This window comes from Halorubrum rarum, assembly GCF_048380895.1.
Classification (GTDB): domain Archaea; phylum Halobacteriota; class Halobacteria; order Halobacteriales; family Haloferacaceae; genus Halorubrum.
Window position 1 is genome coordinate 304,236 of the sequence record NZ_JBLWMN010000001.1, and the last position, 20,200, is coordinate 324,435.

Genomic DNA, 20,200 nt, shown 5'->3' on the forward strand with positions numbered 1-20,200 from the left:
GATCGGAGCGGCGTCCAGTTCACGAGGGCGGCCTCGATCGTCCTGCTCAGCGTAGCGTTCAAGCGACTCGGCCGGCTACGGATGATCGATGGACGCCGCCGCAGTCCGGAGCCGTGCCGCGGACCTCCCCGCCGAACCGGGCGTGTACCAGTTCCGGTCGGGTGAGACGACGCTGTACGTCGGGAAGGCGGTCGATCTCCGTGACCGGGTTCGATCGTATTCGGACCCCCGATCCGATCGGATCAGGGGAATGGTCGAGCGCGCGGACGCGATCGAGTTCGCGGTCACCGACACCGAGACGCAGGCGCTGCTGCTCGAGGCGAACCTCATCAAACGGCTCCAACCGCGCTACAACGTCCGGCTGAAGGACGACAAGTCGTATCCGCTCGTCGCGTTCACGGACCACGAGGTCCCGCGGATAGAGGTGACTCGCGATCCGGACGCGGGGGCCGTCGCGTACGGCCCGTTCACGAACAAGGGACGCGTCGAGACGGTCGTGAAGGCGATCCGCGACGAGTACCGACTTCGCGGCTGTTCGGACCACAAGTACGCGGGTCGCGAGCGCCCCTGTCTCGACTACGAGATGGGGATCTGCTCCGCGCCGTGCACCGACGAGATCGATCCGGCGTCGTACGCCGAGGACGTGACCGCTGCTCGGCGGTTCTTCGAGGGTGAGACCGGCGTCCTCGCCGACCCGCTTCGCCGTCGGATGGAGGCGGCCGCGGAGAACGCCGAGTTCGAGCGTGCCGCGAACCTCCGTGACCGGTTGGCGGCGGTCGAGGCGTTCCACGGCGAGGGCGGCGAGGCCGTCTCCGCCCGATCTGACGACCGGACCGTCGACGTGTTGGCCGCCGCCGTCGAGGGGGACGTCGCTCGCGTGGCGCGGCTCCACAGCGAACGCGGTCAGTTGGTCGATCGGAGCCGGCACCGGCTGAACGCCGCCGCTGCCGACGGTCTCGATGGAACCGGTACGGATCACGGGGGAGCCCCCGACGTCATCGACGGGGACGACTACGCGAACACCCCGGCTGCGGTGCTGTCGGCGTTCCTGACCCAGTACTACGCGGAGCGTCCGTTCCCGGACGCCATGTTGCTCGCGGAGCGTCCCGACGACTCGCGGGTCGTCGACTGGCTCGAAGGCGAGGGTGTCGCGGTCCGAGTGCCCGGCGCGGGCCGGGAGGCGAAGCTGGTCGAGCTCGCGCTGAAGAATGCTCGGAAGCGCGACGGTCGCGACGATCCGACCGGCGCGCTCGGCGAGCGACTCGGGATCGGGCGTCCGGAGCGCGTCGAGGGGTTCGACGTGAGCCACGCCGGCGGGACCGCCGTCGTCGGGTCGAACGTCTGCTTCGTCGACGGAAGCGCCGAGACGAGCGACTACCGACGTAAGAAGCTCTCCGAACGCAACGACGACTACGCGAACATGCGCGAGCTCGTCCGGTGGCGGGCGGAGCGCGCCGTCGACGGGCGCGACGACCGTCCGGATCCGGACCTCCTCCTGATCGACGGCGGAGAGGGACAGCTCGCCGCCGCCCGCGACGCGCTGGCCGAGACGGGGTGGGACATCTCGGTCGTCGCGCTCGCGAAAGCCGAGGAGCTGGTGGTGACGCCGAACGGGCCGCAGCGCTGGCCGGACGACGCGCCGGAGCTCCACCTGCTCCAACGCGTCCGCGACGAGGCCCATCGATTCGCCGTACAGTATCACCAGACCGTCCGCGACGAGGTGAAGACGGTGCTGGACGACGTCCCCGGTATCGGACCGGAGACCCGAAAGCGGCTCCTCCGGCGGTTCGGGTCGGTCGAGAACGTGCGCGCGGCGTCGACGGCGGATCTCACCGACGTCGACGGGATCGGATCGACGACTGCGGAGCGGATCCGCGGCCGGCTGTAGGGGTTTTCCGTGGCTGACAGGCGGCAGACGACGTCCCGGAACGACCGCCGCACACCCGTCCCCCGTTCCGGGGCGAGACTCAGGTCACGAGGACGACTGGCTTCGGCTTTGCTTATAAAAAATCGGACCGGATGATCTGTCGAGGGCGGCGCGGTGCGTCGACGCGTCGACCTACGCGATCCGCTCGTACTGCTCGGAGAGCTTCTCGGCCGCCTCGCCGAGCAGTTCGGACTCGTAGTCGTCGAGGTCCCACTCGACGACCTCCTCGACGCCGTCGGAGCCGAGCTTCGTGGGGACGCCGAAGGCAGTGTCGTCGTGGCCGAACTCGCCGTCGAGCACGAGCGAACAGGGGAGCACCTCGCCCGTGTCGTTCAGGATCGCCTCGACCGTGTGGGCGACGCCCGTCGCGGGGCCCCACTGCGTCGCGCCCTTGCGGCTGATGACGTCCATCGCCGACTCCTGGAGGTCAGCGAGGATCTCCTCGCGCTCGTCGGCGTCGAACTCGGGGTCGCTCCCGTTCACGCGGACCTTCGAGAACACCGGGGCCTGCGCGTCGCCGTGCTCGCCGAGGATCGTCGCCTCGACGTTCTTGACGGGCGCGTCGAAGCGCTCGGAGAGCACGTACCGGAAGCGTGCCGAATCGAGCCGCCCGCCGAAGCCGATGACCTGGTTCCGGTCGCGGTCGCCGGCCTCGTACAGGTGTCGGTTGAGCAGATCGACCGGGTTCGAGGTGGTAACCGTGATGAAGTCGTCGTTGTACTCGGCGAGCGAGGAGCCGATGTCCGCCATGATCGGCGCGTTGTCGCCGGCGAGATCGATCCGGGTCTGTCCCTCCTTGCGGGGGATCCCGGCGGTGATCACGACGACGTCGGAGCCGGCGGTGTCCTCGTACTCGCCCTGTCGGATCGTCGTGTTCGAGTCGTACGCGACCCCGTGGTTCGTGTCGGCCGCCTGTCCGATCGTCGTCTCCCGCTGGTCGGGGATGTCGACGAACACGAGCTCGTCCGCCACGTCACGCAGTGCGAGGTTGTAGCCGGCCGCTGCACCGACGGTGCCCGCGGCGCCGACTACGCTAACTTTCGTCATGCCACATAAACCCGCGACCGGACGCCGAGTAAACGTTTCGGAACGGACGACAACACGCCTCAACCGTCGACATTCGGGATCGGCACGCGTCGAATTCGGCGGTCGGACGTGGCGGGCGAACGCGTCGCGAAAACCCTAACTCCGCGCGTGACGCAGGTCCGCGTAGTGCCGACGTTCCGCTACCCGTGCCCCGGCTGTCGGACGACCAACAGCCTCCACGACGTCGACTGCGAGTTCGAGGGGACGAGCTGGCCGACGATCGAGAAGGCGTACACCGACCTGCTGGCGGTGCTCACGGCCGAACGCGAGGGGATGTCCGAGCCGATGCTCCGGGAGGCCGCCGACGGATCGTGGGGGGGCCTGCACAAGGCCGCACTCGCCGCCCTCGAGCGTGAACAACGGATCGTTCGCGAGGACGGGACGCTCCGGCTCCTGACGGCCGCGCAGTTCAAGGAGCTCGTCTCGGAGCCGACCCGCGAGCCGATGCGGACGGTGTACACGCACGGCTCCGTCCCCGGCTGTCACGACAACGCGGTCTTCGCGATGATCGCGTGGTACGAGATGGTCGGGCTCTCGTGGCCCGAAACGAAGGAGAACGTCGTCGAGTGGCTCCGCGACTCCGGTGCGTGGGACCGCGGCGGCTTCGAGGAGTCCTCGCCCGAGGAGCTCGTCGAGAAGAAGCGTCACGTGTACGAGCAGGGCTACGGCTGGAAGGAGAAAGGACAGTCCGCGAAACGCGTCATCGACCACCATCGGTGAGTTCGCCGGACGGGACCGTCACCTCCTCGACGGCACGCTCGGCCTTTTTCATTCGCGGGCGCGTTGACTCACCGTGACGCATCCCGAGGCCGGAGCCGCGTCGATTTCCGAGGGGACACCGGACGTCGGCGACACCGAGGGGTCGACGCCGGCGGTCACCAATCCCCGTCGCGCGCTCGCGGTCGTCATCGGCGTCGTCTTCATCGATCTGGTCGGTTTCGGGATCGTGATCCCGATCCTCCCCTTTTACGTCCGATCCTTCGGCGTCAGCGACGCCTTCATCGGTCTGCTGGCGGCGTCGTACTCGCTGGCGCAGTTCCTCTCCGCGCCGTATCTGGGACGGCTCTCCGACCGACTGGGCCGACGCCCAGTGCTCCTCGCGTCGCTGTCGACGGCCGCGGTCGCGTGGGTCGTGTTCGGGTTCGCGAGCGAGGCCGACGCCGCGTTCGGTACCGCGGCCGCACTCGCGACGCTTTTCGCCTCTCGGACGCTCGCGGGTGCGATGGGCGGAAACATCGCCGCCGCGCAGGCGTACGTCGCCGACATCACTCCGCCGGAGGAACGTGCGGGCGCGCTCGGACTGATCGGGGCGTCGTTCGCGCTCGGGTTCGTGTTCGGTCCGGCGATCGGTGGCCTCCTCGCCGCCGACGCCGTCGTTGCGCGCGCCGACGCGGTGTTCCCGGCGTTCGTCCCGGCGACTCCGTACTCGATCCCGAGCTTCGCCGCCGCCGGAATGAGCCTCCTCGCGGTTCTCGCGGGACACCGGTTCCTCGAGGAGCCCCGTCGAAACCGGACGGCGGGGGTCCGGGTGACGTTCGTCGGAACGTTCAGGAACGCGCTCGCGTCGCCGACGCTTCGACCGATCACGGTCGCGTACTTCGTCGTCGCCGTCGCGTTCGCGGGCGTCCAGGTGATGTTCATCCCGTACGTCGCGGACCTGTACGGCTACGACGCGACCGCGGCCGCGTTCCTGCTCACCTACGTCGGAGTCCTCGGCGCGATGAATCAGGGCGTGCTCGTCGGACGGCTCTCCCGCGTCGTTCCCTCGCGGACCCTCGCGGCCGCCGGCGCGGCACTGCTCGCGTGCGCGCTGGCCGCGCTCCCGTTCACCGCCGGGGTCGGCCGCGGCGTCGCGGTCGGCGGTCCGACGTGGCTCACCGGGCCGCTCGTCGCGTTGCTCGTCGTCCTCGCGACGCTCTCGCTCGGAAACGCGCTCGTCAACGTCTCGCTTGCGACGCTCGTATCGACGTCGACGGACGCGGCCGGACAGGGGGCCGCGTTCGGCGTGACGCAGGGTGCGGCGAGCCTCGGCCGAACCGTCGGACCACCGCTCATGGCGGTTCTGTACACCGTCGCGTACGCCTCTCCGTTCCTCGTCGGTGCCCTGTTGCTCGTTCCCGTCGCCGTGGCGTTCGTTCGGCGCACCGGCTGACTCCGTCGTTCGAGACCGTTCGACCCGCGGACCGATCCGGGCTCGATCACCCCGCGAACCGACCGACGCGGACCGCGGACGCACGACAGTTTTAGGGGCCGCTCCCCCGTCGTGTCCGACGAATGATCTCCGGATCCCTCCTCGCGTGGCCCGTCCTCGGCTCGCTCGCCGGCGGGATCGGTGCGGTCGTCCTCGCGTGGGCGCTCCGGGCGTACCGGGACGAGCCCGGCGTCGACTGGTTCCTCGGCGTGTTCGCCGCGCAGGCGGTCTGGTGTTTCTCGTACGGTATCGGACTCGCCGTCTCCGACCTCACGCTCCGGATCGTACTCGAGACGACGGCGTGGTTCGGGATCGTCTGGACGGGGATCGCCTTTCTCGGGTTCGCGTTGGAGTACACCGGTCGCGGGGACGTGATCCACGGGCGGCTGTTCGGGATCGTCGTCGCGTTCGGACTGCTGTCGACCGCGCTGTTGATCACGAACTCGGTTCACGGTGCGTACTGGACGTCGTTCCGGATCGATCCCGTGTTCGGCGTGTCGACGGCGTCGTACGCGTTCGGTCCGTGGGCGTACCTCGTGATCGCGGTCGAACTGATCGCCGTCGCCAGTGCCGTCTTCCTGCTCGTCGACACCCTGCTCAGCTACGGCCCGCTCTACTGGCGCGAGAGCGCGGCGGTCGCGTTGAGCCCGCTCGCACCCGGCTTCGCGCTCGTCGCGTGGATACTGGCGATCGGCCCCGTTCCGCAGCTCCAGCTCGCACCGCTCATGTTCGTTCCGCACGTCGCGCTCGACGGCTACGCGTTCGCCCGCGCCGAGATGTTCGAGCGGAACCCGACGACGAGCCGGGCGGCCGAGCGGACCGCCATCGACGATCTGACCGACCCGATCGTGGCGCTCGCGCTCGACGGTCGGATCGTCCGGCTCAACCCCGCGGCCGAGTCGCTGCTCGGCGTCACGGCGTCGACGGACGTCCGGGACACGGCGCTGTCGGAGTTCCTCGACGTGACCGTCGCCGTCGACGGCGGGACCGAGGAGCTCACCGTCGGATCCGCCCGTGGACGTCGGACGTACTCGGTGTCCACCTCGCCGCTCACCGATTCGACCGGGAGCCACGTCGGCTACACCGTGGTGTTCTCCGACGTCACCGACCGGGAGCGCCGCCGCCAACAGCTGGCGGTGTTAAACCGGATCCTCCGACACAACCTCCGGAACGATGCCGGCGTCGCACGGGGATACGGGGAGCTGCTCGTCGAGCGCCTGGACGATCCCGACCTCCGCCGAATGGCGGACGCGATCGAACGTCGTGCAGGCGCGCTCGCCGCTCTCGGAGCGAAGGCCGGCACCGTCGAGGCGCTGTCGACGGACGCGACGCCGGTCGCGGTCGACGTCGAGAACGTCGTCGAGACGGTCGTCGCCGACGCGCGCCACCGGTACCCGGATGCGACCGTCGACGCGACCGTCGACGCGGGATCGGCGGTCGTCGAGCTCCGCCGGACCGCCGTTCGGGCGATCGTCGAGAACACCGTGGATAACGCGCTCGAACACCACGACGACGCTGGCGTCGAGCGCGAGGACGGCGGTCCGTGGGTTCGAGTCGAACTCGTGCGAGCGGACGATGCGCTCGTCCTCACGGTCGCGGACGACGGCCCGGGGATCCCCGACCACGAGATCGCCGCCGTCGAGTCCGGTCGCGAGACGTCGCTCGAACACGGCTCGGGGATCGGGCTGTGGATCGTCGAGTGGGCCGCCGTCGCGCTCGGAGCCGCGGTCGACTACGCCGACCGGGAGCCGCGAGGAACGTCCGTCACCGTTCGGATACCGGTCACGACCGAGATCGATGGCGAGGAGAAGAGAACGCGCGGGTCGAGCGTTGAACCCCGGTAGAACGGGACCTCAGTCGCTCTGAATGCGAGGTGCTAACATGAACGTCACGGTCCCTAACCCCTCCGCGAAGCTGTAGTGGAGTTTGACGGGGAACTCCTCGCCGAGCTCGACGGTCACCTCCGCGTCGCCCGGGATCGCCTTGTTCATGTCCTTGAGGTAGTCGAGGCTGAAAAGCGAGTCGGCGGGACCGGCGGTGAGCGCGATCAGGTCCTCACGGCTGAGTCGGAGGTCGACGTCGTCGGTGTCGCCCTCCGCCTCGATGAAGAAGGCCTCGTCGGTCTCGTCGACGCGGAGGCGGATGTGGTCGGAGACCATGTCGGCGGCTTTCACGCCGCGGTCGAGCTGTGCGCCCTCGACGACGATCTCGGCGGGCAGATCGAGGTCGGGGATGTCCGGCTCCTGCCGGATCGAGTCGGGGTCGATGAGCGCGAGCGTGTACGAGAGGCCGTCGACCTCGATGTGGAGCTTGCGGGTCTCCTCGTCGAGTTCGAGGTGGATCAGATCGCCGGAGTTGGCCATGCCGGCGATGTCCTCCAAGCGTGCGAGGTTGACGCCGATGACGCCGCCGTCGGCCTCGTACGACTCGAACGCCGCGGCTTCGAGGGTGAGGTCCACCATGCCGACGTTGGCGGGATCGACGGCTCGGATCGAGAGCTCCTCCTCGTTTAAGCGGATCTTACACTCGTCGACCAGCACGCTCACCGAATCGAGCGCGTCCTGCAGCGTCGACGCGCCCACGATGGCCTTGAACATATACGTCGGGCTACGGCGGTATGCCCTAAAAAGGCACCCGATCGGCGGAACGGTCTCGGAGCCGCGATCGACGCTCGACGGCTCCGATTCGGACCGCCTCTGCGCCTCGGGACGTCGACCCTGGACGGCGGTTTGTGGCGAGTGGGCGGCGCTCCGTCCCCGATGGACTTCCCGCCCATCAGATGTCCGTCGTGAACTCCACGCGAACGCGACGGATCCGCGTCGGGGTCGCGTCGGTGACGATCAGCGTCACGCCGTCGACCTCGACGCGGTCGCCCTCCGCCGCGAGTCGGCCCACACGTGTCGTGATCAGGCCGGCGACGGTCTCGAACTCGCCGTCGACGGGCAGCGAGAGCCCGAGCGTCTCGTTGAGATGTGCGATCGTGGTCCATCCCCTGACGACCGCGGTGTCCGCGTCGACGACGCTGACGTGTTCGGTCTCCCCGCGGCCGACGATCTCGCCGACGACCTCCTCGATGACGTCCTCGACGGTCGCGAGACCGACCACTGCGCCGAACTCGTCGACGACGATCACCATTCGGGTCTCGTCCGCTCGCATCTCCTCGAACAGCTCGCCGACGGGCTTGCTCTCGGGGACGAACGTCGGCTCGTCGAGCACGCTCGCGAGGCTCGCGCCCGACTCGCTCGCGCGGATCGCGTCACGGACGTCGACGACGCCGACCACGTCGTCCCGGTTCTCGCCGTACACCGGCATCCGCGTGACGTCCTCGGCGGCCGCGGTCGTGATCACCTCCTCGGGAGTCGCGGTGTCGGGGACGGCGACCATATCGGTTCGCGGAACCATCACGGCCGTGACGCGGGTCGTGTCCAGTTCGAGAACGCCCCGGATCATCGCGCTCTCCTCGGCGTCGAGCGCGCCCGTCTCCTCGCCGGAGAGGACGAGCGTCGCGATCTCCTCGCGAGTGAGGTACGACTCGATCTCCGTTTCTCCACCCGTAACGCGGTTGACGGCCCCGGAGAGCGCCTCGAAGACGAACAACACCGGCCGGAGGACTCGCTGGGCGACGACGACGGGACGAGCGACCCGCAGCGCGTGTCGCTCGGCGTTCGCGACGGCGTACGACTTCGGCGCGATCTCGCCGAGGACGATGACGAACACGGAGGTGAACACCGTCGACCCGGTCGCCGCTTGGCTCGGCGAGACGTACTGGACCAGCACGGCGGTGGCGACCGAAGCGGCCGCGATGTTGGCGACGTTGTTGCTCACGAGAGCGGTGACGAGAAAGCGATGCGGGTCCGCCCGCAGCGCCGCGAGCGCGTCGCTCCCCGGGACGCCCGCCGAGACCAGGGCGTCGACCCGATGTCGTGCGACCGAGAACACGGCCAGTTCCGAACTGGAGAAGAACGCGCTGATCCCCGTCAGTAGGACGATGGCGGCCGCACCGAGCAGCGTGATCGCGAGGTCCATGTGGTCGACATGAACGGGAGTATAAAAGGGTGTGTCGCCGGGTGCCGTCGCGCGTCGTCTCGGTCCGTCAGGCGGTCTCCATCTCGCGTTCGAGCTCGCGCAGGCGCTCGATCCGGTTCTCCGTCGAGGGGTGCGTCGAGGCGAGCTTGCCGATGAACCCCGAGCGGATCGGGATGATGAAGAAGGCGTTCATCTCGGCCTCGTCGCGGAGGTCCTCCTTGGGCACCCGGTCCATCCGGCCGCTGATGGAGACGAGTGCCGACGCGAGCGCGGCGGGCTTCCCCGTTATCAGGGCCGCGCCGCGGTCGGCGGAGTACTCACGGTATCGCGAGAGCGTGCGGATCAGCAGGAACGAGACGACCCACACGACCAGCGAGACGCCGATGGCGACGATGACGGGCGCGCCCTGTCGGTTGTTCCCACTGAGCAGCCATCCCCACCGCACGACGAAGAAGGCGATAGTCGAGAGGAACGAGGCGATGGTCATCACCATCACGTCGCGGTTCTTGACGTGCGCGAGCTCGTGGGCCATGACGCCCTCCAGTTCGTCGTCATCGAGGGTCGCGAGCAGGCCGGTCGTCACCGCGACGGTCGCGTTCTGCTGGTTCCGGCCGGTCGCGAACGCGTTCGGGACCTGCGTGTCCGCGACGGCGACTTTCGGCTTCGGGAGATCGGCCTGCTGACACAGCCGCTCGACCATCCGATGGAGCTCGGGGTACTCGTCGGCGGACACCTCGCGAGCGCCCATGCTCCGGAGCGCGAGCTTGTCACTGAAGAAGTACTGTGCGATCGCGAACCCGCCGAGCAGGATCAGCGGGAGCATCCCACCCTGGAAGTAGAGGGTGATGAATCCGACGAAGACGAGGTAGAGGGCGAACAGGAGAAACATCGTGAACGCCATCCGTCCACGGAGTCCCCAGTCCGTGTTCCATTGCATACCCGTTCGTATCGGCTCATCGGCTTAAAACCTGCCGGAGGCGGCCGCGTCGTGGGCGGTCCGTACCGATCGCGGGGTCCGATCGCAGTCCGTACCGATCGCGGGGTCCGATCGCAGTCCGTACCGATCGCGGGGTCCGATCGCAGTCCGTGCCGCTCGCGGGGTCAGATCGTCAACAGCGCGTTGACCAGCGTCTGCGTCGCGATGGCGGTGAGCGCGCCGAGCCACGTGAGCAACACGAAGTGGATGTAGCCGTTCGCGGGATTGCCGCCGTCGATGGTGCGGATCATCTGTGAGGAGAGCGCGGCGTTGAAGATGACGACGGTCAGAAGGAGGTACTCGATCAGCGGGATGTCGTACGCGCCGGCGTAGATGATCTGCCCGATGTCCATCTGATCCATCTCAAAGTCCGCCGACAGGTCCGCGAGGATGGACACGATCTCCAGCCCGATGAAGAACGCGAACGTCGCTGCCGCCGTGATCCCGTAGATGAGTCCGATGAAGGTGATCGCCGCCTGCTGGCGCTGTTCGCGCAACTGGTTGACGGCGTTCATGTTCCGCGAGATGAGCTCGCCGAGCTGCTTCGGTTCGCCGCCCATTCGACGTGCGACGAGGTACATCTCGGAGAACTTCTGGATCAGGTACGAACGCGTGGCGCGCGAGAACGAGCGCCACGCACCCTCCGTGCTGATGCGCATGTTGAGGCGGCGATACAGTCCCTCTATCGCCGGTGAGAGCCTTCCGAAGTCCTTGTCCCGGAGCGTGGTCAACACGTCGGTCGTCGTCGACTGCTTCGCGCTCTCGGTCGCGCCAAGCGCCCGGATAAAGGAGGGGAACTCCCCGTCGCGGGCGGTGATCGCCTGCTCTTCGGTTCGGAGGATGATCCCGGTGACGATCATCGGCGTGATCGGGACCGCGAGATACAGCGGGAGCGGAACGTCCCCGAGGAACCAGAGCATGCCGGGTAGTCCCGGCCCGTATCCGAACATCCCGGCGGCCGTGATCCCGATGAGTCCGAACGTGAGCGACCCGCCGATCCCGAGCGCCAGCCACAGTTTCAGGTCACCGGGAACTCGCTGATCGGGGTGGTACCAGACGGGATCGTACGGCGACATCGCCCGGATGGCGATGTAGAAGCCGACCTGCACGAACACGAACAACGCGATCACCGCCGAGACCGTAACCGTCGGGCTGTTCCCCGTCAGGATCGGCAACACGATCGCGAACACCAACGCGAACGTCACCGACAGGATCATCGACATGTACAGATCCTTCATCACCTCGATGTTCGAGAGCGACGACTCGTACAGCGTCTCGTACTGCGTGAGCATGACGTCCTGTTCGGTGATCAGGAACTCCTCTAACGACTGTCCCGCCCCGAGCGTGTAGCCCAACCGGTCGAAGAAGTCGCTCATCATCGCGGAGGGGACCTCCTTTGCACGCCGCCGACACGCGTCGTCAAGGCTCTGATTCCACGTGTCGACCAGATGGACGATCTGTGCGATCTCTTCGGCGGCGACGCCGTACTCCTCCTCGCGCGCGAGCGTCCGGAACACCTCCATGCGGTCGATGTTCGTCGTCGACAGCACGGTCATGTGCGTCATCACGAGGTGGAACTGGTTGTCGATCTGGTTCTCGCGGCTGCTGAGGTAGATCTTCGGATACACCCCCGCCGCGATCAACACGACGCCGCCGAACATCGGGACGGGGACTCGTGCTGCGAGCGGCAACGGAAGCGCGAACAGACCGACGATGCTCAGCGCGAACACGAGAACCGCCGGCACCAGCACGTAGCCGACGTACTGCCGCTTGGAGATGTCGAGCTTCTCGTACGATGCGAGGAGATCGGAGGTTAGACGCACCGCCATTGCGAGCCCGTCGCTGGCCTGTTTCACGGACATGGCGTCAGGATATCTTCCGGTGCATATCGAACGGAAGCCCTTCGACGCCGTCGCGTTGGAAGGCGTCGATCGCGTTGTTCACCTCGTGATAGCCCAGAATCCCCTCCTGGATCATGCGCTCGATCATGTTCGCACGGAACTCCAGATCGTCGTAGATGTCTCGCGTGTCGGCGTAGCCGAGCAGCGTCGCGATCTGCTCTTCTAGCACGTAGGAGTTGTTCATCCCCTGAAAGACGATTTCGTCCTCGACCGGGTCCCAACTGAACGCCTCCCGGGTGACGACGCCGTCCATCTCCTTCGAGTATCCCTCGATCTCCTGGACGCTCGTCACGCGGCGGAGGACGTCGTCGCCCTGTTTCACCCGGTTCTGGAACAGCGCCACGTCGGCGTTGTCCATGAACGTCTCCGGGACGTTGATCGGATCGGAGGTGAACCGCTGGATCATCGAGACGATGTCGGACGCGTGGAACGTCAGCATGACCGGGTGACCCGTCTGTGCGGCCTGGAACGCCATTCGCCCCTCCGCACCACGAACCTCACCCACGATGATGTAGTCGGGACGGGAGCGCAGCGCGGCCGCGACCAGGTCGAACATGTCGACGTCCGAGGACCCCTCGTCGCCGCCCTCGCGGGTCAACAGCTGCTGCCAGGTGTTGTGCGGCGGGATGACCTCCGCGGTGTCCTCCGCGGTGTATATCTTCGAGTCGCTCGGGATGTACGAGAGGATCGCGTTCAGCGTCGTCGTCTTCCCGGACGCCGTCTCCCCGACGACGAAGACGGTCTGTTCGTTCTCCAGACAGAGCCAGAGATACGCCGCCAGCTTCGGGGAGAGCGTTCCCCAGTTGGTGATCTGGTTGATCGACAGCGGCTGTTCTTGGCCCTGCCGGATCGTGAGCGACGAGCCTTTCAGCGAGACGTCGTCGGAGTAGATGATGTTGATACGCGACCCGTCCGGCAGCGTCGAGTCGACGATGGGGTCGGAGTCGGACAGCGGGTCGCCGATCCGCTCGCCCATGTTCCGAAGCCAGGTGTCGAACTGCTTTTTGTCGCCGAAGTCGACCGTGGTCTCCAGCATGCCGAACGTCCCGTGATCGACGTGACACTCGTGGGGACCGATGACGTGAATGTCCTCGTTCGCGGGGTCACGCATCACCGGCTCGAGCGGGCCGAGCCCGACGATGTCGCGATTGAGTCGGTAGCGAATGTCCTCGTACGTCTCCTCGGTCACCGACAGCTTCCCCCAGTTTCGCATCCGCTCGAGGATCCGCTTCCACCCCTCGCGGTTCGCCTGCACGTGCGTGACGTCCTCCAACAGCTCCTCGATGAGGTCGTCGTACTCGGCCTCGGAGTCGGGGGCGCTGTGCTGGCCACTGACGGTGAGGAGCTTGTTTTTCACCTGGTCGAGGATCGTCGCCTGCGGTCCGGACATCTCCGGCTCGATGGCGTAGTACTTCGTCTCCTGTCCGAGGTCGCCGTACACGTGACAGAAGATCGGTCCACCGACCGGATACAACACGTTGGGCCGATCGGACTCGTACTCGGATTTCGGCTCCTCGATGAACTGCGGGAACTCCCCCGTGATCTGTTTGAACTCCCGGAGATGTTTCCGTAGGTGGGGGCGGCGCATGGCCGCCTTTCGAAGCTCGTCCGAGGGTTTTGCGGTCCCGTGTTCTGTCATTCCTGCTCGTGCCGTCGTGTCCGTCGATTCGTTCGTCCGTCAGTCCGTCCGTCAGTTCGTCCGTCGGACCGCCGCCCGCTTGAGCGTGTCGTCCCGGCTCGATCTCATGCGACGCTCCGGCTCTCGATGACGATTCCGGTCCCCGAACGGACCGAGAAGCCGATCGTGTCCCCGACCTGTTCGCCCATTCCGGCGAACCGCTTGACGTTGATCTGGCGTCTGATGTCGCCGCCGACCTCCACCATCTCCAGTTCGATGAACACGTCGGCGATCGACCGAAACGGCCCGATCGCGTCGTCGTCGACCGCGGACGGGTCGACGGTGAGGACGACGACTTTCCCCTGTGAGATGATGTCCCGGAAAAAGGAGATGATCTCCAGGGCGGCCTGCCGCTCCTCGTTTTTCCGAACCAACGCTTCGAACGTCGGATCGTTTCTGAAGATGGCGTCGAACGTGTCGAGGAAGACCACGTCGGAGTTCCACATCGCCTCCGCGTTCATCAGCCGTTTGAGTAGCTCCTTTCGTTCGCCGTCGCTGTCGGAGAACGCGCCTCCGGAGTCGAAGTCGGCCTGTAAAAAGAGGAGCTCCTCGTTCAACAGCGGCGACACCATGTCGTACTCCAGCGAGTGCATCTGGTCGATGAACCCGCGGACGGTCAGCTCCGTCGACATCATCGTCACCGACGCGCCCTCCTGGACGAGTCCGTACGAGAAGCGCTGTGATATGGCGCTTTTCCCCGCACCGTAGTCTCCCTCGAGGAGCACGATGCTCCCGCGGGGGATCCCGCCCCCGAGCTCCTTGTTCAGTCGATCCCGATCCCCCAGTCCGAGCGACAGCAGGTTATCGGCTCGTGGCATCGTTAGCTCCCCTCCACGCGGAACTGGAACAGTTCCTCGTCGCCGTTGATCGAGAGGTACACTCGGTGGTCGCTGTTCTCGTCGTCGAGGCTCCCGGCCCCGTCGATTTCGTCCAGATCGATCGTGAGCGCGAGCACGTCACCGCGGCTCCACGCGGTCGCACCGTCGACGGACACCAGCTCGCCGCTCGTCGCGTTCGGTCGCACGAACGTCCCGTCGAACACGACGTCGAGTCCCGAGCCGTCCGGGCGGAGCCGCTGGGTGCCGGTGTTCTTTATGAGGAGTGTCACGTTCCCGTCCTCGCCTGCGTTCGGGTCGTACACCCCCGAGTTCGGGTCGGAGATCACCGTCACGTCCGTCCGGAGCTGCTCGGTCGCGTCGAGACTTCCGTCGTCGACCGCGGAACTCACCCGATCGACGCCGGTCGTCACCGTGCCGACGACGCCGGCGGCGATGACGAGGCTCGCCACGAACAGGATGAGGTGGGAGACGGGGACGCTCGCCATTCAGGCACCCCCCTCCACGGCCGTCGCGTCGCGGACGCCGCTCTCGGTGACGACGACGACCCGTTCCGCCTCCGAGACGATGGTCGTCTCCAGGTCGGCGTCGACGACGACGATCTCCAGCGTCTCGTCGGTCAGCCACAGATCCGTCTCGCCGGTCGCCCCGTCGCGGTCGTAGACGGTCGTGTTCACGTCGGCGAGGTCGACGTACTCGTTGTCGACGACCAGCGTCGTGTCGCTCACGACGAGCCCGGTCGAGCCGTCGTTGGTAGCGTTGATCACGAGCTCGTCGCCGCCGTCGACCGTCCGGTTCTCGGCGGCGTCGATCCCGATCGCCGTGTTCTGTCGTTCGAGCGCCCGCTCGCCGACGTCGTGTTGGGCGTCGGTGACGCGCTCGAACCCGTTCGCCGCGACCGGGTAAAAGGCGGTGAACGCGAAGAACAGCCCCGCGACGATGATGGCCGTGGACGCGGAGACGCTAACGCCCATCTCCCCACCCTCCGTCGGCCGGATCGGCGCGGTCCGAACGCGGGTTCGGGTCGTTCATCGGGCGCGGGGCGGACCCGTTGTCCTCGCGGCCGTTCGCCCCGTCGCGGCTCCCTCGGGGCGTGTCGCCTCGGCTGTCGTGGTCGTCGCGGCTCCCTCGGGGCGTGTCGCCTCGGCTGTCGTGGTCGTCGCGGCTCCCTCGGGGCGTGTCGCCTCGGCTGTCGTGGTCGTCGTGTTCCTCGTGGCGAGGGCTGCTTCCGTCCGCACCGCGACCGCGTCGGTCCCCGTTCGTCCGTCGGCTTCGACCTCGGGAAACCGGCTCCGGCGGGACGCCGCCGACGAGCGAGCCGCCGGAGAGATCGTCCCACCGGTCGAGCAGGACCGTGTGGGAACTCGTCCCGTTGAGCTGCGTGATGTATCGGAGACTCCGCGTGTGGTGTTCCCGGACGAGTCGGTCGGTGCCGGGCTGGTCGACGACGTTGCGGTCGATCGTCCCGAAGCCGGACAGGAAGTCACGGAGGCTGTCGGCGGCGTCCGCCCCGACCCACTCGATGCGCTCGTAGTAGTTGATCGCGCGCACCGCGTCAGTGACGTCGCTCGCGGACACGAGGAACTCCAGCCACTCCATCACGAGGAGGTCCCCGACGTAGTCGCCGGGAAGCTCGGTCAGGTACGGCTTGCGCCGACTCCCCGACAGATCGCCCTGCTGGACGTACTCGAAGCCGTCCCCGTTTGCCTCCGCGGGGTCACCACCGGGGGGCGACGTCCGCGTCGGTTCGGGGTCGGGCGTCGACGGTTCGGGGTCGTCGTCGAACCCGCCGTCATCGAAGCCGTCGTCGACCGGCCCCGAAGCCTCATCGAAGCCGTCGTCACCGAAGGGGTCGTCGTCGCCGTCGTCGAACGAGTCCGTGCCGTCGTCGAACGGGTCCTCGTCCGCGGCCGCGCCCGCGTCCGTTTCGCCGCCGTCGTCGGCCCAGTCGGCCTCCCCGGCGTCGTACTCCTCTTTCAGTTCGCTGAAGCTCTTTCCATCGTCGTTCATGTCGTCTCCGTCCGCCGGTTCCGTCTCGGACGCGGCGTCGGCGGTGTCGCCGTCGTCCGGTTCGTCGTCCAGCCCCTCGTCCAACTCATCGTCCAGTTCGTCGTCGAGGTCGTCGAACCCGTCGTCGCCGGGCTCGACCAGATCCTCGTCGAAGAAGCCGTCCGCGTTCGCGCTGGCGACGTCCTCGTCGAGGTCGTCTTCGACTTCCTCGTCGTCGTCGTCGAAGAGTCCGAACGAGCCCTCGCCGCCGCCGCCCACGTCGTCGAAGCCGCTGGACTCGTCGACGAACGGGTTGATCCCGCGCGTGACCATCTCGTAGATGTCGAGTAAGTTTCTGACGTCCTCCTCGATCTCCTCGACGGTGCCGGAGATCTCCTCGTTCTCCGAGCGCACCGTCGAAACCGTCGATGACAACGACGCGACCTCGGCTTCGAGATCGTCGATGCGTTTCTCCAGTTCGTCGGTGTCGCCGCCGCCCTCATCGCCCTCGATCGCGTCGTCCCACTCGTCCATTCCGTCGAAGTCGTCGAACTCTCCGCCGCCACCGCCGCCCCCGCCACCACCGCCGAAGAGGTCGTCGTCCCCGCCCATGCCGCCTGAATCGTCGGGGTCGTCGGAGTCGTTGTCGAGGAACCGATCGAGGACGCTCGCGCTGACGAGCCCCAGCGTGGCGACTACCCACACGACCGTTGGAGCTCCCCACACCGGTAGTTCGAGGCCCATTACCAGGTACGAGCCACAGCGTCCACTTCAAGGCACCCCTCAAACTATCAGTGATGAGAACAGCACTCGAAGGAACGCGGTCGGGCGATTGCGTCGTCGTCGAAACCACGACCAACTCGTCACGTCCGGGGAACACGATCGGCTACCGTTCACGACGAGGAGGACGTCATAGCGTGCGCTCGAAGCCGTCGGCCGCTCTGACCGCGAGGCTCCCGTCCGTCCGGAACCGAACCGTCCGTCCGACCGTGTCGCCGACGTCGCTGCCGACGATCGGCACGCCCGCCGCCTCGAGCGTCGCCTCCGCACGCGTCACGTTGCGCGGGCCGATCGCCTCGGTCAGGTCCAGCATCTCCGCGCCGCCGACGAGTCGCGCCTCCAGCCGGCGCGTGGACGCGCCGGCGGCCTGGAGCTCCTCGAGGAGGGTCTCGATACCGATATCGACGTACTTGGCGGGTCGCGGTGCGGGCGTCTCGACGCGTCCGGCGGTCGGCAACATCGCGTGTAACAGGCCGCGAACCCCCGCGCGGGGATCGCCCACCGCCACGGCGACACAGGAGCCGAGCCCGCTCGTCGTCAGCGTCGAGTCGTCGGTCACGACGGCCAGATCGCCGACGCCGACCTTCACGCGCGGCTGGTGGCCGGCACGCGTCGGGTCGTTCGCCGACGTCGGGTGGCTCACTTCGATGAGAGGTTCTCGAGCGCCATGGCCAGTTCGCGCTCGTCCGGGAGCGCGTACACGTCACACCGCGCCTGGATGCCCTCGGTCTCGATGGCGGCGTCGATGACGAAGCCGTAGTCCTGTCGCTCGCTCAGCTTCGCGACCAGCGGGCTGACCGTCGCCGCGCCGATGTCGTGGACGAACTCCGGCGGGGAGTGTGAGATCGACGTGCCGAGCACGTTCGCCCACCCGTCGATGAAGCCGCTCGTCATCACGTTTCCGAGCTCGCAGAGCGCGTTCTCGGCCATGTCGCCGAGCGGCTCGTCGGGCTCCATCGGCAACATCGCCCCCGCGACGCTCGCGGCCGACGCCTCGTTGAACAGGATCGCGAGATAGCCGCTCAGCTCGCCCTGCAGTTCGAAGACGGTCCCGGCGTGCGGCTCGCGGCCGACCTCCATCGGGACGTCGGCCAGCGGGACGAACCGGAGCCGGCTCACCTCGACGGACGTGTCGAGGCCGGTCATCATCCCGATGTTGTCGGCGGCGTTCGCGGATCCCCGCTTCGCCAGCGACGCGAACGTCGACAGCGACTCGTAGGGAACCACGGTCCTGTCCGTCCCGCCCCCGTTCCCGCCGCCAGCTGCCGCCGCGGGGGCGGTCCTCCCGACGATCAGGTCACGGAAGGGCCCGGAGTCCGGCAGCATGTAGATCGAGAAGTCCAGATCGGTTCCGATCGCGTCGAGCCGGCTCTCGAAGAGGAACACGCCGTCGCCCGCGAGCGCACCGTCCGGGAGCACCGCTGCACCGTCGGCTTCGAGGTACCTGGGCGGCGTCATATCGATCGCTTTGCCGAGGTAGTTCGCCCATCCGTCGAGGAAGCCCCCGAGCGCGATGTTGCCGACCTCCGTCACCGCGCTGTGACCCATCGACTGGCCGCCCGGAAGCAGCGAGAGCAGCCCGTCGACGTTGGCGGCGTCGAACGCGAGCACGGCCTCGCCCTCCAGACCGCCGCGGAGGCCGACGGTCACGCCGATCGACTCCCGTCCCGCGAACGCCTCCGCGAGGTCCTCGCCGCTGGCGACGCTCGCGCCCGTCACCTCGACCGTGAGATCCGTCCCCGTCAGCTCCGAGAGCGCGCCGGCGGCCTGCTCGGCCCCGCGTTCCGCCAGTCGGTTGCACGCGCCGAGCGCTCGAACGTCGACACGCATCAGACCGCGGACCCGATCGCGTCGAGGACGTTCGGCTTCTGGAACGGCTTCGTGATGTACCCCTCCGCGCCCGCCTTGATCGCGGCTTTCATCTTCTCCTCCTGCCCGACGCTGGTACACATGATGACCTTCGCGTTCGGGTCCTCCGATTTGATCTCCGTCGTCGCCTCGATACCGTCGCGGATCGGCATCACGATGTCCATCATCACGAGGTCCGGCCCGTGCTCGTCGTACATGTTCACCGCCTCCACGCCGTTCTCCGCCTCGCCGACGATCTCGAACTCGCCTTCGAGGATCTCCCGGAGCAGGTTCCGCATGAACTCCGAATCGTCCGCGATAAGTACGCGTGTAGCCATATACCGTGTCTCGGTTCCGACGATCACTTAATCGCTCCCCCGCGGTTCTCAGTCGTGAGAACGCGAGTCGTCGATCGCCGGCGGATCGGGCCTTCGTCTCTGCACATCGAACTCCGCACATCGAACTCCACTCACCGAACTTCGCTCACCGAACTTCGCTCACCGAACTCCGCTCCCTCTCGATCGCTTCCACCCGTCGTCGGGTGGGACTCAGATCGAGGCGTTCGGTTCCGCCGTCGAGACGTACGCGGCGAAGTCGGAGGTGGTGATGATTCCGATCGCCATCCCGTCGTCGTCGACGACGGGGATGTGGTGGATGCCGTGCTCGACCATCGTCGTGGCGACCGTCGCGATCGAGTCCTGCGCGCCCGCCGTCACCGTGTCCGTGCTCATGTAGCGGTCGACGGCCGTCTCCGCTTTCGGCTGGCTCTTCGCGACGATGTCGACGAAGTCGGTGGTCGTGAGGATCCCGACGAGCCGGTCGTCCTCGACGACCAACACGGAACTGATGTCGTTGTCGAGCAGCACGGCCGCGGCGTCCTCGACGAGCGTGCCGGGCGTTACCGTATGCAGGTCGGTCGTCATCAGCCGTGCGACGAAGATGTCGTCGATGTCGTCCATACT

The 20,200-nt window shown here is 67.4% G+C and carries 18 protein-coding genes; 4 read left to right on the forward strand and 14 right to left on the reverse strand.

Features of this window, described 5'->3' with window-relative positions; genetic code table 11:
* Positions 1 to 88: 88 nt before the first annotated feature.
* On the forward strand, positions 89 to 1,888 hold the full coding sequence (locus ACNSN7_RS01490; protein ID WP_418280115.1) for an excinuclease ABC subunit C: 1,800 nt from the start codon (positions 89 to 91) through the stop codon (positions 1,886 to 1,888).
* Between the two features lie 171 nt (positions 1,889 to 2,059).
* On the opposite strand, the gene mdh is transcribed toward ACNSN7_RS01490, so the two are convergent.
* On the reverse strand, positions 2,060 to 2,974 hold the full coding sequence (mdh, locus tag ACNSN7_RS01495; protein ID WP_418280116.1) for a malate dehydrogenase: 915 nt from the start codon (positions 2,972 to 2,974) through the stop codon (positions 2,060 to 2,062).
* A gap of 165 nt (positions 2,975 to 3,139) precedes the next feature.
* Here mdh and ACNSN7_RS01500 point away from each other — a divergent pair, with 165 nt between their 5' ends.
* The 3 genes from ACNSN7_RS01500 (at position 3,140) to ACNSN7_RS01510 (ending at position 7,048) form a co-directional block, all read left to right on the forward strand.
* Positions 3,140 to 3,733, forward strand: a complete 594-nt coding sequence (locus ACNSN7_RS01500; protein WP_418280118.1) for a DUF7474 family protein — start codon at positions 3,140 to 3,142, stop codon at positions 3,731 to 3,733.
* A 73-nt stretch (positions 3,734 to 3,806) separates the two neighbouring features.
* Positions 3,807 to 5,165, forward strand: a complete 1,359-nt coding sequence (locus ACNSN7_RS01505) for an MFS transporter (protein WP_418280120.1) — start codon at positions 3,807 to 3,809, stop codon at positions 5,163 to 5,165.
* A 122-nt stretch (positions 5,166 to 5,287) separates the two neighbouring features.
* Positions 5,288 to 7,048 (forward strand): sensor histidine kinase, encoded by a 1,761-nt coding sequence (locus ACNSN7_RS01510; RefSeq protein ID WP_418280121.1) that lies wholly within the window; start codon positions 5,288 to 5,290, stop codon positions 7,046 to 7,048.
* A gap of 9 nt (positions 7,049 to 7,057) precedes the next feature.
* On the opposite strand, the gene ACNSN7_RS01515 is transcribed toward ACNSN7_RS01510, so the two are convergent.
* The 13 genes from ACNSN7_RS01515 to ACNSN7_RS01575 all read right to left on the reverse strand — a co-directional run bounded on the left by ACNSN7_RS01515 (position 7,058) and on the right by ACNSN7_RS01575 (position 20,197).
* The gene (locus ACNSN7_RS01515; RefSeq protein WP_418280123.1) at positions 7,058 to 7,801 is read right to left on the reverse strand and encodes a DNA polymerase sliding clamp; all 744 of its coding nucleotides are present in this window, start codon (positions 7,799 to 7,801) and stop codon (positions 7,058 to 7,060) included.
* A 178-nt stretch (positions 7,802 to 7,979) separates the two neighbouring features.
* Entirely contained in the window at positions 7,980 to 9,230 is a 1,251-nt protein-coding gene (locus ACNSN7_RS01520) for a hemolysin family protein (RefSeq protein WP_418280124.1), read from the reverse strand.
* Positions 9,231 to 9,297: 67 nt separating this feature from the next.
* Complete coding sequence (gene htpX, locus ACNSN7_RS01525) at positions 9,298 to 10,167, reverse strand: zinc metalloprotease HtpX (RefSeq protein WP_418280125.1); 870 nt, start codon at positions 10,165 to 10,167, stop codon at positions 9,298 to 9,300.
* Between the two features lie 164 nt (positions 10,168 to 10,331).
* Positions 10,332 to 12,068, reverse strand: a complete 1,737-nt coding sequence (gene arlJ / locus ACNSN7_RS01530) for an archaellar assembly protein ArlJ/FlaJ (RefSeq protein WP_418280126.1) — start codon at positions 12,066 to 12,068, stop codon at positions 10,332 to 10,334.
* 4 nt (positions 12,069 to 12,072) lie between these two features.
* Positions 12,073 to 13,746 (reverse strand): archaellum flagellar ATPase motor FlaI, encoded by a 1,674-nt coding sequence (gene flaI, locus ACNSN7_RS01535; RefSeq protein ID WP_418280127.1) that lies wholly within the window; start codon positions 13,744 to 13,746, stop codon positions 12,073 to 12,075.
* A gap of 104 nt (positions 13,747 to 13,850) precedes the next feature.
* Positions 13,851 to 14,603 carry an archaellum protein ArlH gene (gene arlH / locus ACNSN7_RS01540; RefSeq protein WP_418280129.1) on the reverse strand — a complete coding sequence of 251 codons (753 nt, stop codon included), beginning with the start codon at positions 14,601 to 14,603 and terminating at the stop codon, positions 13,851 to 13,853.
* A gap of 2 nt (positions 14,604 to 14,605) precedes the next feature.
* Positions 14,606 to 15,109 (reverse strand): archaellum stator protein ArlG, encoded by a 504-nt coding sequence (gene arlG, locus ACNSN7_RS01545; protein WP_418280130.1) that lies wholly within the window; start codon positions 15,107 to 15,109, stop codon positions 14,606 to 14,608.
* On the reverse strand, positions 15,110 to 15,595 hold the full coding sequence (gene arlF, locus ACNSN7_RS01550; RefSeq protein WP_418280132.1) for an archaellum stator protein ArlF: 486 nt from the start codon (positions 15,593 to 15,595) through the stop codon (positions 15,110 to 15,112).
* Entirely contained in the window at positions 15,585 to 17,354 is a 1,770-nt protein-coding gene (locus ACNSN7_RS01555; protein WP_418280133.1) for a FlaD/FlaE family flagellar protein, read from the reverse strand. The genes arlF and ACNSN7_RS01555 overlap by 11 nt, the downstream gene beginning before the upstream one ends.
* Before the next feature lie 166 nt (positions 17,355 to 17,520).
* On the reverse strand, positions 17,521 to 18,033 hold the full coding sequence (locus ACNSN7_RS01560) for a chemotaxis protein CheD (protein WP_418280134.1): 513 nt from the start codon (positions 18,031 to 18,033) through the stop codon (positions 17,521 to 17,523).
* The gene (locus ACNSN7_RS01565) at positions 18,030 to 19,220 is read right to left on the reverse strand and encodes a chemotaxis protein CheC (protein WP_418280135.1); all 1,191 of its coding nucleotides are present in this window, start codon (positions 19,218 to 19,220) and stop codon (positions 18,030 to 18,032) included. Before ACNSN7_RS01565 ends, ACNSN7_RS01560 begins: the two co-directional genes overlap by 4 nt.
* Positions 19,220 to 19,576, reverse strand: coding sequence for a chemotaxis protein CheY (cheY, locus tag ACNSN7_RS01570; RefSeq protein WP_418280136.1), 357 nt, complete (start codon positions 19,574 to 19,576; stop codon positions 19,220 to 19,222). The genes ACNSN7_RS01565 and cheY overlap by 1 nt, the downstream gene beginning before the upstream one ends.
* A 210-nt stretch (positions 19,577 to 19,786) precedes the next feature.
* On the reverse strand, positions 19,787 to 20,197 hold the full coding sequence (locus ACNSN7_RS01575) for a CBS domain-containing protein (protein WP_418280137.1): 411 nt from the start codon (positions 20,195 to 20,197) through the stop codon (positions 19,787 to 19,789).
* Between the last annotated feature and the right edge of the window lie 3 nt (positions 20,198 to 20,200).